We start from the raw sequence: 15,059 nt of genomic DNA, 5'->3' as shown, positions 1-15,059 counted from the left end.
GGGGGGGGGTGTTACAATTTCCCTGGGGCGTTGCCCCAGGCTATTGCTTAAAGACCTTCGGCCTTTTAAAAATACGGACTCATCTTGTCAAAGCGGCAATATGTATGTTTTTAAAAGGAAAAAGCCTCGCTTTTGGGAGGACTGAATAATCCACAATAATCTATTTATATTATGCAAAAGACTGTATTAAACGATATTCACCGGGCACTGGGAGCGAAAATGGTACCTTTTGCCGGTTTTGATATGCCGGTTGAGTATTCCGGAATCAATAAGGAGCACATGGCCGTCAGAGAAGCTGCCGGAATTTTTGATGTCTCACATATGGGGGAGTTTTGGGTAAAAGGGCCCAATGCCCAAAAACTTATTCAGTACGTTACGAGCAATGATGTTTCTGCTCTTGCAGTTGGTAAAGCACAGTATTCTTGTCTTCCCAACAAGCAGGGCGGAATTGTGGACGATCTGATTGTTTACCATTACGAAGCCGAAAAGTATATGTTGGTGGTTAATGCCTCTAATATGGAAAAGGACTGGCAATGGATCAATGAAAATAATTCTTTTGGTGCTGAGCTCGAAAATGCCAGCGATAAAATTTCACTGATTGCAGTGCAGGGGCCGAAGGCAGCTTCGATTCTTCAGAAAATCACGACCATGGATTTGTCTTCCATTCCTTATTATTCCTTTAAGGTAGGGGAGATTGGAATGGTTGAAAATGTGATTGTTTCTAATACCGGATATACCGGATCGGGAGGATTTGAACTTTATGTTTATAATGAGAATGCCCCGGTGCTTTGGAATACGGTGATGGATGCAGGAGCTGAATTCGGTTTATTGCCCGCCGGACTGGGAGCCAGAGATACTTTGCGTCTGGAAGCAGGACTGGCACTTTATGGAAATGATCTGGACGATGCAACCTCTCCTGTGGAAGCCGGCCTGGGGTGGATTACCAAACTGGTGGATGGCAATGATTTTATTTCCCGCAAACTGTTTGAAAAGCAAAAGGAGGAAGGTGTGGAGAAAAGGCTCAAGGGGTTTGTGCTTCTGGAGCGTGGAATTCCCCGGCAGGGATATGAAATTGTGGATGCTGACGGGAACAATATTGGGACGGTTACATCAGGTACTATGTCTCCTATGCTGAAACAAGGAATTGGAATGGGGTATCTGAAGAAAGGTTTTTGGAAACCGGAAACCGAAATATTTATAAGAATCAGGAATAAAGATCTCAAAGCAAAGGTGGCTAAACCTCCCTTTGTGAAATTGTAACAAAATGTCATTTTTACGACCTTACGGTTAATCCGCAAAAAAAAATGATAAACAGATGAATAAAAAATCATAAATCACTAACTTTGAACCGTGATAAAAATCATCTCTTGTTTCAATATCTTACAAAACCAACAAGTCTGACTTATCATTTATAGTTATTGCAAGCAATTCTCTTGCAATTGATTTTTGAAACCTAACATTATTGTATATTCTCATTAAAAAAACGAATTGGTGATGAAGAAACACAACTTTTATGCAGGGCCATCCATTTTGCCTGATTCTACCATTAAGAATACAGCCGACGCTGTTTTGAATTTTGCAGGTACCGGCCTGTCTGTGATGGAGGTTTCGCACCGCGGAAAAGAGTTTGTTGCCGTTATGGATGAGGCACAGGCACTTTTTAAAGAGCTGCTCAATATTCCTGATGATTATGAAGTGCTTTTTCTTGGTGGTGGAGCAAGTACTCAGTTTTGCATGGTACCATACAACCTGATGAAGAAAAAAGCTGCTTATTTGAATACCGGAGCTTGGGCTGCTAAAGCGTTGAAAGAGGCTAAGTTTTTTGGGGATGTTGTGGAAGTTGCTTCATCAAAAGAAGCCAATTACAATTATATTCCTAAGGGCTATGAGTTGCCTTCGGATGCAGATTACTTTCACATCACCACCAACAATACAATTTATGGTACCGAAATCAAAGAAGATCTGGATGTGAATATTCCTCTGGTGGCCGATATGTCATCTGATATTTTTTCGCGCCCGATTGATGTTTCCAAATACGCCCTTATTTATGGTGGTGCCCAGAAGAATCTGGCGCCTGCAGGTGTTGCTTTCGTTATCGTGAAGAAAGATATTCTCGGAAAAACAGGGCGTGATATTCCAACTATGCTGGACTACAGAACACACATTGATAAAGGTTCCATGTTTAACACGCCTCCGGTGCTTCCGGTTTTTGCCGCATTGCAGACATTAAAGTGGCTTAAGGAGCAGGGTGGAATACCTGCTATGCAGAAGAAAAATGAGGAGAAAGCAGCACTGTTGTATGATGAGATTGATCGCAACAAGTTGTTTAAGGGTACTGCGGCACAGGAAGATCGCTCATTGATGAATATCTGTTTTGTGATGAATGATGAATTTGCAGAGCTGGAAAAAGAGTTTCTGGACTTTGCCACAGAGCGCGGAATGATTGGAATTAAAGGTCACCGCAGTGTGGGCGGTTTCCGGGCATCAACTTACAATGCTCTGCCCTATGAAAGTGTCAAGGCCCTTGTGGAAACAATGCAGGAATTTGAAAAGAAACACTAACATCAACCCACAGCAAGGGGCCTTTGAAGGCCCTTTGTTTGTTTAAAACTTTGATAATTATGAAGAAAATACTGGTTGCAACAGAAAAGCCTTTTGCTCCTGCTGCCGTAGCTCAGATAAAAGAGATTGTTGAAGCTGCAGGATTTTCAATGTCTTTGCTCGAGAAATATTCTTCAGCAGATGAGCTTAATGCTGCGGTGGAAGGTGCCAACGCGTTGATTGTTCGTTCGGATAAAGTAACCGCTGATGTCATTGGTGCTGCAAAGGAATTGCAGATTGTTGTGCGTGCCGGAGCGGGATACGACAACCTGGATCTGGAGGCTTGTTCTGCCCGGAATATTGTGGCGATGAATACTCCCGGACAGAATTCCAATGCTGTGGCTGAACTGGCATTTGGAATGATGGTTTTTCAGGCCCGTAATCATTTCAACGGAGCGGCCGGAACAGAGCTTCGTGGAAAGAAAATTGGAATTCATGCCTATGGAAATGTAGGTATTTATGTGGCCAAAATAGCCAAAGGGTTCGGTATGGATGTGTATGCTTTTGACCCCTTTGTGGACGATGCAAAAATTAAAGCCGACGGTATCACTCCGGTTGCATCGGTGGAAGAGTTGTACAGTACTTGTCAGTATGTGTCATTGCATATTCCGGCCAACGATAAAACTAAAAAGTCTATCAATGCGGAATTGCTAGGCAAAATGCCAGAAGGCGCTGTGCTGATAAATACTGCGCGTAAAGAGGTGATTGATGAGGAAAGCGTGGTGGCACTCATGGAAAAACGAGCCGATTTTGCTTACCTTTCTGATATTGCTCCCGATAATGCGGCTGTTTTTGAAGAGAAATTTCCAGGACGATTCTTTTTCACTCCTAAGAAAATGGGAGCCCAGACTTCGGAGGCTAACATCAATGCAGGGGTGGCCGCCGCCAATCAGATTGTTAAATTCCTGAAGGATGGAGACGAAACTTTCCGTGTGAATAAATAGTTTTGTCTATAAAGTCCAACTTCTGCTTTGTTGCTCAAAATCTAAATCCTCATCCCGATTGTGCTTTTTGTTGGTTTTTTGTTTAAAAAACCTTACAAAAGCTACTTCGGGACTGCGGTTTAGATTTTTCACACGCCTTGAATTTGAACTTTCTATTTCAAACACGTGAAAAACGCTTGGTTTATTGACAGACACTAAATCGAGCCTGTCTATCATACTAAGTAGTGCCCGTCTATAAAGTCAGGAAGGTTTCTGGCTGGAGCTGTGTCTGTTCAGAAAGTGCCAGTTGCAAGGCTTGCGTAGCCGCCAAAAGCGGAGTTTACTTGGGTAAATGAGTATTTTGGCAGGTTGGTGTAACGACGAAAATAGTACTTTATTGACAAACTCTAAATAGGCTCCCCGTAATAATATTTATATTACAAGCCCGAAAATATTTTTTGTGATATTTCCGGGCTTTGTTGTATTTATGTGGTTCTTACAGAATCAGGCCATGCTCTGGTGGAGACATGTCACATTGAGAAGTTGCCATCTTTTCTTCGGCTTTACGATTACATGTATCCACTAATAACCAAATTCCATTCATAAACTTCTTATTTCGAAGTGTCACCCCTGCCGGGGCTTTTCCATTCATTGCAACGTCATTGCTACCAAACTGTCGCCCCGCCGGAGCTGGTTTACCATGAATGGCATGAAGCCATTCTCATCCTTCATTTATTTATCCTAAGAGTCAGGAGCTAACCGCTAAGAGACTCCTTTTTTCTGCCTTCCGATTATTTTACTTTTACCTAACTACTACGGGAAATAAACCTAAGCTTTTTATGAGTGCTTGATTCGAAAAGTTCAAGTTCAAGGCTTGTCCTTTTTGAAAATCAAGGCGTTTCCTTTCGTAAATAACTGTTTTCAGAAAGGGCGTAACGCAGAAATTGGACTTTTCGGGCAAGGACTAACTAGTGTCCGTCTATAAAGTCGGGAAAATTTGTAAAAAGTCGTGTGTCTGGTCAGAAAGTGCCAGTTGCAAGGCTTGCGAAGCCGCCAAAAACGGAGTTTACTTGAGTAAATGAGTATTTTGGCGGCAAGCGTAACGCAGCTAGTGGTATTTTATGGACAGACACTAACTAAAGTATTTTTATATCACAAAAATTTTAACCACCTTTAAGTTTGATGTATGCATCCTGTTTGTTGGCTTCCAACGATGATGTCAGCCCCTGTAAATCATGCATCTGGCTGTTTGTCACAGGATGCTAATTACGATATTACAGACCAAAAAAACTTTATAAATTAACTTATAAAATATGGCAATAGTAAAACCTTTTAAGGGACTTCGTCCTCCCAAAGAAATTGCGGCGGGACTTTCATGTCTGCCCTACGATGTCATGAATTCGCAGGAAGCCGCAAAAATGGCCGAAGGAAAAGATTACTCATTGTTGCATATTACCAGAGCAGAGATTGATTGTGAGCAGGATGTGGATGTGCATTCAGATGAGGTTTACAGCAGATCGGCCGGGAATTTTCAAAATTTCAAAAAACAGGGGTGGCTGATTCCGGAGTCTGATTCCCGTTTTTATATTTATGCCCAAACCATGAACGGGCGTACCCAGTATGGTATTGTCGGATCTGCTGCCTGTTCCGATTATGAAAACGGAATTATTAAAAAACACGAACTTACCCGTCCTGATAAAGAGGAAGACCGTATGGTACATATCCGGACAAACAATGCCAATCTGGAGCCTGTTTTTTTCAGTTATAAAGCTGTGCCGGAAATAGATGCCATCGTGCAAGACATCGTGGAAAATCAGAACCCTGAATATGATTTTATTGCAGAAGATGATGGCTTTGGTCATCATTTTTGGGTGGTAAAGGATGCAGAAACCAATAAAGAGCTGGAGAGGTTGTTTGATGAAAAGGTCCCCTGTACGTATGTTGCTGACGGACATCACCGTACTGCAGCGGCTGCCAGAGTTGGACTTGAACGTAAAGCTTCCAACCCAAATCACACCGGAAATGAGGAGTACAACTATTTTATGGCAGTTCATTTTCCTGACAATCAGCTGGAGATTATTGATTACAACCGGGTGGTGAAAGATCTTAATGGTCTTTCGAAAGAGGATTTTCTGAAAAAGCTTACTGCATCCTTTGAAGTCCGTGAGGAGGGGACTGAAACCTTTAAACCCACCAAACTGCATGAGTTTGGAATGTATCTGGACGGGAGGTGGTACAGTCTTCAGGCAAAGTCAAAAACCTATAATGATCAGGACCCTATAGGCGTTTTGGATGTAACCATCTTATCCAACGAGGTGCTCGACAAATTGTTGGACATAAAAGATTTGCGAACGTCAAAGCGAATAGATTTTATTGGTGGCATTCGTGGTCTCGGAGAGTTGAAGCGACGGGTGGATTCAGGCGACATGGAAGTGGCTTTTGCCCTTTATCCTGTTTCCATGCAGCAGTTGATAGATATTGCCGATACCGGAAATATTATGCCGCCAAAAACCACCTGGTTTGAACCCAAACTAAGGTCGGGACTGGTGATTCATGAACTTTGATTCTGTAACCTTTTACATAAGGCAGGGAATGAGTAAACAGGCTGAAAGCCTGAGAGCAATTGCCCGGGTTTATGAGAGGGGGAATTATTTAGTGCCAGCAAGAAAATTAAGTTTTTTCTGAGTGCTTGATGCGAACAGTTAAAGTTCAAGGCTTGTCCTTTTTGAAAATCAAGGCGTTTACTTTCGTAAATAACTGGTTTCAGAAAGGGCGTAACGCAGAAACTGGACTTTTCGGGCAAGCACTATTTATTACAATTTCCTTAAGGACTTAAGGATCTTCGGCCTTTTAAAAACACAACAACATTGTGAATTCTTTTAAAAGAAGAAAGCCTCGCTTATTGGAGGACGGTTTTATTCATGAATAAAACAGGTTAAAATAATATTATTTTTCCCGGTGCAGAATTCTTGGTAACTTGCCATATTATTCCGACCGGGATTTTTAGTGAAAAAAAGCAAAAGGATTTATGTCATCAGTTAGTCAGAGTATTCAAAAAATAAAGGAGCAGCTGCCGTCAGGAGTAACGCTTGTGGCAGTATCAAAGACCAAGCCCAACGAGATGATCATAGAGGCTTATGAAGCCGGGCAACGCATTTTTGGTGAAAATAAGGTGCAGGAGCTGGTGGATAAGCAGGAGAGCCTTCCGAAAGATATTGAATGGCATATGATTGGTCACCTGCAGCGCAATAAGGTGAAATACATCGCCCCGTTTGTTTCATTGATTCATGGGGTGGATAGTCTCCGTCTTCTTCGGGCTGTCAATAAAGAAGGTGCTAAAAGTGAACGGGTGATTCCCTGTTTGTTGCAGATGCACATCGCCAGTGAGGAGACAAAATTTGGTCTGGATGAAGATGAATTGTTTCAGCTTCTGGAAAGTGAGGATTACCAAAAATTTGGCAATGTCGAGATTCGAGGGCTGATGGGAATGGCAACTTTTACTGATGATAAAGAAAAGATTGCAGGAGAGTTCCGTACTTTAAAAAACAGTTTTGACAGGGTTAAGAAGAAATATTTTAAGGATAGAAAAGAGTTTTCTTTTTTAAGTATGGGCATGTCAGGGGATTATGACATTGCAGTTGCTGAAGGCAGCAATATGGTTCGCATTGGAAGTTCTATTTTTGGAGAGCGCAATTACTTGTAATCGCTGCAAAACGGTTGGGACTTTTACGGTTTTGATTATATTTGTTAATCAAATACGAAAGAAAACGCATAAATCATTATAAGAACATGGCAAATTTAGAGACTACTTACCTGGGGTTAAAATTGAAAAATCCGGTTGTTGTCAGTAGTTCAGGACTGACCAATAGCGTTGAACAAATTAAAAAACTGGAAGCTGCCGGAGCAGGGGCGGTTGTTTTAAAATCGCTTTTTGAAGAGCAGATCAATCACGAAGTCAACAATGAGGTAAGAGGTGGGCATGGATTTGACTATCCTGAGGCCATGGATTATGTGCGGGAATACACACGTGAAAATTCTGTTTCTGCCTATTTGACATTGATTGAAGAGGCCAAGGCTGCAGTGAATATCCCGATTATTGCCAGTATTAACTGTTTTTCGGCCGATGAGTGGGTCAATTTTGCCCAGGAAATAGAAAATGCAGGTGCCGATGCACTGGAATTGAATGTTTTCAGAGTAAATACTGATAAAAATAGTGAACCGGGGAGCTATGAGAGTATCTATTTTCAAATAGCAGAAACGGTTAGTGAGGTGGTTTCCATTCCTGTATCCATGAAACTGGGACCTTATTTCTCAGATTTGGTGCACGTTGTTGACCGTCTTTCTGTTTCTGGAGCCAAGGGAGTGGTTTTGTTTAACCGTTTTTATGAGCCTGATATTGATATCCATACCTTGAGCCTGACTTCTGCAGAAGTGTTCAGCAATCCTTCAGATATTCGTCAGTCTTTGCGTTGGGTTGCCATCGTCAGTTCAAAGATTAAAAAAACTGATATAGCGGCATCCACCGGAATTCACGACGGAACAGCCGTTGTAAAACAATTACTGGCCGGTGCTTCAGTTGCGCAGGTTTGTTCAGCTGTTTACAAAAACGGACCTGAGGTGATTACCCGCATGGTGGAGTTTATCGAAAGCTGGATGCAGGAGCATAATTTCTCGTTTATTAAGGACTTCCAGGGGAAAATGAACTACAGGAATATGAAAAATCCTGCGCTTTATGAAAGAGCGCAGTTTATGAAATATTTCTCCAAATTTGAATAGTTATTATTACCGGTTAAGTGGGTTACTATCCGGGAAAAAGGAGCGCACATCTTTCTGATTATGACGTCGGTCAAAAATATCAATTGTTTTTTTGATTGTCGTAAGGAAAAGTAATAAATTGTGTAATTATAAAAACAGTGGTCATTGATTCTGGTCGCTTCAATTTGTTGTATCTATGACAAGAGTTTTATATAAAGCTTCTTTAACGATTCGTTTAGTAGCCTTTGGTGGTTTTATATTAACATTTTTTGCCTGCAATTCAGGTGCTAAGAAAGATTCTGAGAATTCAGAGAAGGATATCATTGAATCTGTACCGATGAATGAGCAGCTTGTGGAAGATTTGAATAAGTCAAAACTTATTTTTTATTCCCTGCCATCTCCTCTGGAAACAGCGATGTTAATCAAACGTGCCGGGGCTGGATTCGATCCTGACATTCTTAATCCACTGGACAATATTGCCAAATACAACACCAATTTTAAAATGGCACTGAATCTTGGTATTTACAGTGCCGATCTTAGTTATGCCAGTTTGTTTGATCAGTCGCAAACTACCATAGAGTATATGGGAAATGCACGAAATCTGGCTGATAAACTTGGGATACTGGGGGCGATTGATGAACAAACCATTCGTCAGTTGGAGGAGAATATGAATAACCGGGAGGTGGTTATGAACATCATCTCCGAAACCTATATGAATTCTAATGCCTATCTCTCCGAAAACGACCGTGCGGCTGTTTCGGTGATTGTTTTGGCCGGTGGTTGGATTGAGGGATTATATCTTGCCACATCGCTGACTCAGGGGAGCCTTCAGAATAATAAAAACCTGGTGGAGCGTATTCTTTATCAGAAACTCTCATTGGTAACGCTTCAGAATATGATGGAAACCTATAGAAATGAGAATCCTGATATTGACCGGTTATTGGCAGATATGCAGGAATTGGCAGATATTTTTGATAAGGTGACGATTGTAAATACTTCGGAGGTGGAAGCTGTTACCGACACTTTGAACAGGACCACAACCATCAGGGCGAAAAGTGAGATTGAGATATCCCCGGATGATTATATTCTGCTGTGTGAAAAAATTGCGGAGCTTCGCAACAATTTTATTTCCTGATGTTTCGTTATTGTCATGATTGAAATTTTTTTCCTGGTGGCTGCGGTTTTGTTTCATCCGTTGCCAATCAGAAAATACTAACCACTGTAATACGGATGTTGAAAGAGAATTGTAAGAAATATCTCATCAAGAAAGTTGTCCGCCCGCTGGTTATTATCAGCGTTGCTTTTCTGACTGTTTTTTTCGTGTCGGTAAATACCGTGGCTCAGTGCTCCGGTTTTGCAAAAGCTGTGGTTAAGCCTGAATTATCTCCTTTTCTTCATGATGGTAACTATAATGCTACAATTCTTGGTGAAGGAGAAACCATTGTTCTCAGAAAGACTGTTTTCAAAGGGCAGAAATACAGATTGTTGGTGAAAGGTGTCCCGGAACTGCCGAAGTTGCACTTCAGGGTGTTGGATGCCAATTCCGGCCTTCTTTTCGATAATTCTCAGGTTGAATTTGCGAGCAGTTGGGATTTTGATGTACAAACAACCCGTACCATAGAGGTTGAAGTATCGGTTCCTGATGATGAGAATCCAGAAATTGACACAGGTGGGTGTGTTGCCATTCTTTTTGGCCTTGAACTGGATTAAATAGTTTCTGTCCCTATTGAGGCAGATAGGGCTCCAGATATTTACCTGTATGTCCCAATCCTGATTTTACCAGGTCCTCGGGTTTTCCTGCAAACACCAGGTTTCCTCCTTCATTTCCACCTTCGGGCCCCAGGTCTGTAATCCAGTCGGCCGACTTAATGATCTCCATATTGTGTTCCACTACCAGGACTGTATGACCTTTTTCTATTAAAGCTTCAAAAGCTTTTAAGAGTTTTTGAATGTCGTGAAAGTGAAGCCCGGTGGTGGGCTCATCAAAAATGAAAAGGGTAGGAGCTGTTTTTTCCATCGCCAGAAAAGATGCCAGTTTAATGCGCTGGCTTTCCCCTCCACTTAGCGTACTGGATGGTTGCCCCAGATGTACATATCCCAACCCGACATCTGCTAAAGGTTGTAATTTAGCTGCGATGCGTTTTTCGGTATTGCCTTCTGCATTACTGAAGAATTCAATAGCCTGATTGACGGTCATCTCCAGAATGTCGTGGATGTTTTTGCCCCGGTAGGTGATGTCCAGAATTTCGGGTTTAAATCGTTTACCCTGGCAGCTCTCGCAGGTAAGGACGATATCAGCCATAAACTGCATCTCAATTTTGATGGTTCCTTCTCCCTGGCACTCTTCGCATCGGCCTCCATCCACATTGAAAGAAAAATGAGCCGGTTTCAGCCCGTTTACTTTTGACTGTTTCTGGTCTGCCATAAGTTTTCTAATCTCATCGTAGGCTTTGAGATAGGTGGCAGGGTTGGAACGTGAAGACTTTCCGATGGGGTTTTGATCGATGAATTCCACATCAGAGATGGTCTTTGTATCCCCCTTCAGCAGGTCAAACTCGCCTGTTTTATCGGCATAACCTCCTTTGATTTTTTTTAAGGCAGGATAGAGCACTTTCTTCACCAGTGATGATTTCCCTGAACCGCTTACTCCTGTTATTACATGCAGCACATTGAGCGGAATTTTGACATTCAGGTTTTTGAGATTGTTCTCTCTTGCCCCGACAATTTCCAACGAATTGTTCCATGATCTGCGGGAGGTTGGAATTTCAATTTTCCGGGTGCCGTTCAGGTATTGGGTAGTAAGACTGTCGGGAGTGGCTTCCAGTTCCCGGAAGTTCCCCTGAAAAACCACTTCTCCACCGTTTTGGCCGGCTCTCGGACCTATGTCAATGATTTCGTCACCTGCCCTGATAATTTCTTCATCATGTTCGACTACCACAACCGTGTTTCCCATTTTTTTTAAGTGCTGAAGAACATTGATGAGCAGATGGGTATCGCGTGGGTGGAGACCAATGCTGGGTTCATCCAGAATGTACAGGGAACCGACCAGGCTGCTGCCGAGTGAGGTGGCCAGGTTGATGCGCTGGCTTTCACCTCCTGAGAGTGTGGAGGAGAGTCGGTTGAGTGTAAGATATCCGAGCCCCACATTGTTGAGAAACTGCAATCGGGAAGTGATTTCTATCAAAAGCCGTTTGGATACTTTTTGTTCATGTTCGTTTATCTTGAGCTCTTTGAAGAAATCTGACAGTTCCGATACAGGCATCAGTACCAGTTCATGAATGCTTTTGTCATTTATTTTCACATACATGGCCTCTTTTTTCAATCGCGTTCCCCGGCAGTCGGGACAGGTCGTTTTCCCCCGGTAACGCGAAAGCATTACCCTGAACTGAATTTTGTATTGTTTGGATTCGAGATGCTTAAAGAATTTATTCAGCCCGTAAAAATGACGGTTTCCGGTCCACAACAGTTCTCTTTGTTCCGTAGTGAGTTCATAATAAGGTTTGTGAACAGGAAAATCAAATTTGTATGCATTGTTAATTAATACATTTTTCCATTCTCCCATTTTTTCACCACGCCAGCAGGCAATGGCATCGTCATAAACGGATAAATTTTTGTTGGGGATTACCAGATCCTCGTCAATGCCGATGACATTGCCAAATCCCTCGCAGGTGGGGCAGGCTCCTATGGGATTGTTGAAGGAGAAGGTGTGTTCGGTGGGTTCTTCAAAGACGATACCATCGGCCTCAAATCGGTTGGAGAAAGAGTATGTTTTGGTGCCCTCACCGGTGTAAATTTTAATCAGACACTCTCCTCGTCCTTCGTAAAAGGCTGTTTGCAGCGAATCAGCCAAACGGGATTCGTTGTCTTCATCTTCTTTTTTGACACTGATGCGATCAATGACCAGGTTAATTTCCCCGCATTTTGACAACAATGCTTCGTCTTGTAATAATTCATCAATTCTCAGAAATGTTCCCTCCGATTCCACCCGGCTGAAGCCCTGTTGCTTTAAAATGGACAGATGATCGGGGCAGGAACGGTCTTCCGGGGTGACGATGCTTGCCAAAACGGCCATTTTTGTTCCATCTTCGAATCGGTTGATAAAATCGATGACATCATCTACCTGATGCTTCTTAACTTCATTGCCAGAGACAGGTGAGAAAGTACGGCCAATGCGTGCATAAAGAAGTTTCAGGTAATCGTAAATCTCCGTCGATGTTCCCACGGTGGACCGGGGATTTCTGGTATTTACTTTTTGTTCGATGGCGATGGCCGGCGGAATTCCTTTGATATAGTCCACCTCCGGCTTGTCCAGACGTCCCAGAAACTGTCGGGCATAGGAACTCAGGCTCTCCACATAGCGTCGTTGACCTTCTGCGTAAAGCGTGTCGAAAGCCAGCGAACTTTTGCCGGAACCTGATACCCCGGTAATAACGATAAACTGATTTCGGGGGATGTCCAGGTTGATGTTTTTCAAATTGTGAACCCGTGCCCCTTTTATGCTGATGTATTTGGATGCTGTAGCTTTGGTCTTTCCCATTTTTCCTCTCAAATTGACCTGCAAAGATACCAAAGATGACCGGAAATAACCATAATCACCAGTTCAATGTTCGTTTGATTTTTCCGTTTTCTGTTCGTGGCAGCGGGTTGCGGAATATAATTTTTTTGGGCGCATGGAATTGTGGAACCATTTTTTTGATTTGGTCCAATAATTTATTTTCATCCTTTGGAGGGTTTTCCATTACCAGTACTGTTTGTTGTCCAAGCTGCGGGTGGGGGATCCCTGTTATGAAGAAGGGGGCGTTGACGATATATGCAATTTGGCTTTCAACTTTCTCCGGTGAAATTTTGATACCTCCTGAATTAATGATGTTGTCAATTCTGCCTGATATTTTGAATTTTCCGGCTTCGTTTATTTCTGCAATATCGTTGGTGATTATTGGTTGGTCGGTGATTCCCGGCACATCAATGGCAAGACATTTTCTGTTGTCAGTTTGAATACGGACACCGGGAAGCGGGGTGAAAGAATCATCCTTCCGGGGGCCGTTTATGAGGCGCAATGCAATATGTGAATGAGTTTCTGTCATTCCGTAGGTTTCCCAGGCATCGAATGGTTGATTCTGAAGTTTTTCTGCCAGTTCTTCGCTTACTGCACTACCGCCTAATATTACGGTTTTTAGCAAATTTGTTTTATCAGGATTTTTTCCCAGCTGATTGCTCATCTGAAGTGGCGTCAGGGCTGCAAAATCCACCGGATGTTGAAGCGAATCCAGCGGAGTGCCGGTGACAGGTACCGGAATCAAATCCAGCTTTCCTGCAAAGGCCCTTACAACCATCATTTTTCCTGCAATGAATTCACAAGGAAGACAAAGTAAAGCAGTTTGATCTTCCTTAAGTTCAAAAAAATTAAGGGTGTTGAAAGCTGATCGAAGCATGGCTGACTTTAGGACTTGTATGGTTTTTGGAATTCCGGTGGAACCTGAGGTTTTAACCTCCACAAATGGGCTTTCATTGAGCCACTCTAAAATGAAGGAATAGAGTGAAATTTCCCAGTCAGGCGTTTCGAATCTCTTCAGTTTTGTTTCGCACTGCTTAAGTAATTCTGCTTTGTTGTATCTCTTTCCCAAGATGGTGAGCGACGTGTATTTTCGGTATTCGTGGTTCATTATGGTCATTTTTTTATTGGTTTTTCCATCCATAACTCACCATTTCTTATGGTTAATGATGATTCGGTGTTGTTTGAAAAAACCTGTCCGGTGCCAAGTCCCTGGGGCATAGGGTTATTGAGCGTTGCTGTCCACTGTGCAATGGCATTGAGCCCAACGTTGCTCTCCAGTGCTGAGGTAACCCACCATCCGGTACCATTTTTTTCGGCAGCCGCAATCCATTCTTCCGAAGCCAGGAAACCGCCAGTCAGGCTTGGTTTTAAAATGATGTATTGAGGTCTGATGGTTTGTATCAAAAGTTCTTTTTGGGCAGGTACATTTATTCCTATGAGTTCTTCATCAAGGGCGACGGGCAGGGGTGTGTTCTCACAAATCCGTGCCATCTCGTGCCATTGTCCTGCTTTTATTGGTTGCTCGATGGAGTGAATCTTAAGTTCTGCCAGTTGTTCCAAAACGGAAGGTGTCTCAGAGGCCGAAAAAGCGCCGTTGGCATCAACTCTTAATTCCAGATCGTTGGCGCTGAAGCTGCTTCTCAGGCTCTTCAGGATGTTGTATTCCTGTTCAAAATTGATGGCGCCGATTTTCATTTTCAGGCAGTGGAATCCTGCTTTTAGTTTTTCTTCAATTTGTTGTTTCATTTCATCGGGCGTGCCCATCCAGATCAATCCGTTTATGGGAATGCCTTTTATCCCTATTGAAAAAGGGCCTGGGAAGAGTACTTGTTTTCCTCCGTTTCGGAGATCAAGAAGAGCTGTCTCCAGAGCGAACCTGATGGCCGGCCAATCAGCAAGAGCAGCATGAAAACCGGTTTTCAACTGATCCGGATTTTGGCAAACTTCTTCCAGTTTTGCTTCAATATCCGGGCGGTCATCAGGACTGAGTTTTGGTAAAACGGAGCACTCACCAATCCCTTTTATGTCAGGCCGTTGTTCGTCCCACAAGGAAATAAACCAGCTGGGTTTTTCCGTCAATACCCCCCTTGAAGTTCCTCCCGGTGTTCTGAATTTCAGTGTGTATGGTTGAAAAGTGGCTTTGAGCATCTCATAACGATTATTCATGAATGAATCAGTCCTCGCAAAAGCGGGGCTTTTTCCTTTTAAAGGAATACATAATGTTG

General features: G+C 42.7%; 11 protein-coding genes. 8 read left to right on the top strand and 3 right to left on the bottom strand.

The window, feature by feature from the left end:
• Nucleotides 1–171 precede the first annotated feature (171 nt).
• From gcvT to W7W_RS0112730, 8 genes are all read left to right on the top strand, one after another.
• Nucleotides 172–1,260, top strand: a complete 1,089-nt coding sequence (gene gcvT / locus W7W_RS0112775) for a glycine cleavage system aminomethyltransferase GcvT (protein ID WP_010664126.1) — start codon at nt 172–174, stop codon at nt 1,258–1,260.
• 234 nt (nt 1,261–1,494) lie between these two features.
• Nucleotides 1,495–2,562, top strand: coding sequence for a 3-phosphoserine/phosphohydroxythreonine transaminase (gene serC, locus W7W_RS0112770; protein ID WP_010664125.1), 1,068 nt, complete (start codon nt 1,495–1,497; stop codon nt 2,560–2,562).
• A gap of 59 nt (nt 2,563–2,621) precedes the next feature.
• Nucleotides 2,622–3,545, top strand: a complete 924-nt coding sequence (locus W7W_RS0112765; RefSeq protein WP_010664124.1) for an NAD(P)-dependent oxidoreductase — start codon at nt 2,622–2,624, stop codon at nt 3,543–3,545.
• Nucleotides 3,546–4,837: 1,292 nt separating this feature from the next.
• Nucleotides 4,838–6,088 carry a DUF1015 domain-containing protein gene (locus tag W7W_RS0112755; protein ID WP_010664123.1) on the top strand — a complete coding sequence of 417 codons (1,251 nt, stop codon included), beginning with the start codon at nt 4,838–4,840 and terminating at the stop codon, nt 6,086–6,088.
• Between the two features lie 464 nt (nt 6,089–6,552).
• Nucleotides 6,553–7,227: a YggS family pyridoxal phosphate-dependent enzyme gene (locus W7W_RS0112745; protein WP_010664122.1), complete on the top strand. Its 675-nt coding sequence runs from the start codon at nt 6,553–6,555 to the stop codon at nt 7,225–7,227.
• A gap of 86 nt (nt 7,228–7,313) precedes the next feature.
• Nucleotides 7,314–8,300 (top strand): dihydroorotate dehydrogenase-like protein, encoded by a 987-nt coding sequence (locus W7W_RS0112740; RefSeq protein WP_010664121.1) that lies wholly within the window; start codon nt 7,314–7,316, stop codon nt 8,298–8,300.
• 175 nt (nt 8,301–8,475) lie between these two features.
• Nucleotides 8,476–9,414 carry a hypothetical protein gene (locus tag W7W_RS0112735; RefSeq protein WP_010664120.1) on the top strand — a complete coding sequence of 313 codons (939 nt, stop codon included), beginning with the start codon at nt 8,476–8,478 and terminating at the stop codon, nt 9,412–9,414.
• A 95-nt stretch (nt 9,415–9,509) separates the two neighbouring features.
• Nucleotides 9,510–9,989, top strand: a complete 480-nt coding sequence (locus W7W_RS0112730; protein WP_010664119.1) for a hypothetical protein — start codon at nt 9,510–9,512, stop codon at nt 9,987–9,989.
• A gap of 13 nt (nt 9,990–10,002) precedes the next feature.
• On the opposite strand, the gene uvrA is transcribed toward W7W_RS0112730, so the two are convergent.
• Genes uvrA through W7W_RS0112715 form a run of 3 tightly spaced genes read right to left on the bottom strand, consistent with a single transcriptional unit; the run spans nt 10,003 to nt 15,000 of the window.
• A complete protein-coding gene (gene uvrA, locus W7W_RS0112725) occupies nt 10,003–12,816 on the bottom strand; it encodes an excinuclease ABC subunit UvrA (RefSeq protein ID WP_010664118.1) in 2,814 nt (937 codons plus the stop codon).
• A gap of 55 nt (nt 12,817–12,871) precedes the next feature.
• Nucleotides 12,872–13,975, bottom strand: coding sequence for an AMP-binding protein (locus W7W_RS0112720; RefSeq protein ID WP_010664117.1), 1,104 nt, complete (start codon nt 13,973–13,975; stop codon nt 12,872–12,874).
• Nucleotides 13,948–15,000, bottom strand: a complete 1,053-nt coding sequence (locus W7W_RS0112715; protein ID WP_234408791.1) for an o-succinylbenzoate synthase — start codon at nt 14,998–15,000, stop codon at nt 13,948–13,950. The genes W7W_RS0112720 and W7W_RS0112715 overlap by 28 nt, the downstream gene beginning before the upstream one ends.
• Between the last annotated feature and the right edge of the window lie 59 nt (nt 15,001–15,059).

The sequence above is a fragment of the Marinilabilia salmonicolor JCM 21150 genome, from assembly GCF_000259075.1.
In the GTDB taxonomy this organism is placed as follows: Bacteria; Bacteroidota; Bacteroidia; order Bacteroidales; family Marinilabiliaceae; genus Marinilabilia; species Marinilabilia salmonicolor.
Note: the sequence above shows the minus strand (reverse complement) of the source record. Positions and strands in the feature narration are given on the sequence as shown.

What these genes read in the sequence shown, in the direction of transcription:
- W7W_RS0112730 (WP_010664119.1), top strand. Translation starts at nt 9,510, where the DNA reads ATGTTGAAAGAGAATTGTAAGAAATATCTCATCAAGAAAGTTGTCCGC.
- uvrA (WP_010664118.1), bottom strand. Translation starts at nt 12,816, where the DNA reads ATGGGAAAGACCAAAGCTACAGCATCCAAATACATCAGCATAAAAGGG.
- W7W_RS0112740 (WP_010664121.1), top strand. Translation starts at nt 7,314, where the DNA reads ATGGCAAATTTAGAGACTACTTACCTGGGGTTAAAATTGAAAAATCCG.
- W7W_RS0112755 (WP_010664123.1), top strand. Translation starts at nt 4,838, where the DNA reads ATGGCAATAGTAAAACCTTTTAAGGGACTTCGTCCTCCCAAAGAAATT.
- serC (WP_010664125.1), top strand. Translation starts at nt 1,495, where the DNA reads ATGAAGAAACACAACTTTTATGCAGGGCCATCCATTTTGCCTGATTCT.
- gcvT (WP_010664126.1), top strand. Translation starts at nt 172, where the DNA reads ATGCAAAAGACTGTATTAAACGATATTCACCGGGCACTGGGAGCGAAA.
- W7W_RS0112715 (WP_234408791.1), bottom strand. Translation starts at nt 15,000, where the DNA reads ATGAATAATCGTTATGAGATGCTCAAAGCCACTTTTCAACCATACACA.
- W7W_RS0112735 (WP_010664120.1), top strand. Translation starts at nt 8,476, where the DNA reads ATGACAAGAGTTTTATATAAAGCTTCTTTAACGATTCGTTTAGTAGCC.
- W7W_RS0112765 (WP_010664124.1), top strand. Translation starts at nt 2,622, where the DNA reads ATGAAGAAAATACTGGTTGCAACAGAAAAGCCTTTTGCTCCTGCTGCC.
- W7W_RS0112745 (WP_010664122.1), top strand. Translation starts at nt 6,553, where the DNA reads ATGTCATCAGTTAGTCAGAGTATTCAAAAAATAAAGGAGCAGCTGCCG.
- W7W_RS0112720 (WP_010664117.1), bottom strand. Translation starts at nt 13,975, where the DNA reads ATGGATGGAAAAACCAATAAAAAAATGACCATAATGAACCACGAATAC.